Source organism: Oleiphilus sp. HI0117 (assembly GCF_001635235.1).
Genome location: NZ_LWGA01000453.1, coordinates 1 through 778, shown reverse-complemented (window position 1 = coordinate 778; position 778 = coordinate 1). Strand labels below are relative to the sequence as shown.

The following is a 778-nucleotide window of genomic DNA, read 5'->3' as shown; positions in this document are numbered from 1 at the left end:
AATAAACGTCACTCAAAGTAGAGGTAAAGGCGATGCCTTTGTGCTGCTCCTGAGCAGCACAAAGGCATCGCCTTTACCTCTACTTTGAGTGACGTTTATTCGCTGGGAGTGGTGATGTATGAATTATTCACCAGTACCTTGCCACTACCCAATGCGCCTCCAATGGCTCAGATTGATGCCAATATAACTCCAGCCCTTGAAAACCTTATTCATCAGTGTCTTGCTGTTGACCCTGCTGAACGTCCTCAGTCTGTAGAGCAGGTCCGGACTCAGTTGCTTTTGGCGATGAAAGGTCAGCATATTGCTGAGGAACAAGTGAATCGGGCAGGAGAAGGCTTAGCCTCTATTCAGCAAAAATTTGGCTTACTTGATGTTATGCAGGAAGACAAATTTGGCGCGGTTTATTTGTATGAAGATAAGTCCTCTCACAAGCTTCTGGTAATTAAGAAGCGTACCTCTACTTTTACGGGGTATCGTGAGGCAAAAATGCTTCACAGTTTGAAGCATCCGAATCTGGTTAATATTCTAGGAACATCCAAGAACGATAGTGTATTCATTGTTGTTATGGAATATGTCTCGGGTGGCAGTCTGCAGGACCGCTTGATTGAACCTATGGGAATGCAGATGTTTTTGAATACGGCGGTTCAAATTTGTAGAGGTTTGGCGTTTGCGCATCAAAATAGGGTTTGCCATGGCAATTTGCGTCCTAGCAATGTTTTGTTGACTTCAGATTTCCAGGTTAAATTGACAGACTTTGGTTTGGATGAGCATTATCGTG

General features: G+C 44.0%; 1 protein-coding gene. It reads left to right on the top strand.

Annotated elements, in window-relative coordinates:
- Positions 1 to 84 precede the first annotated feature (84 nt).
- On the top strand, positions 85 to 778 hold a 694-nt coding region (locus A3757_RS05235), incomplete at its 3' end, for a protein kinase family protein (protein WP_231878220.1).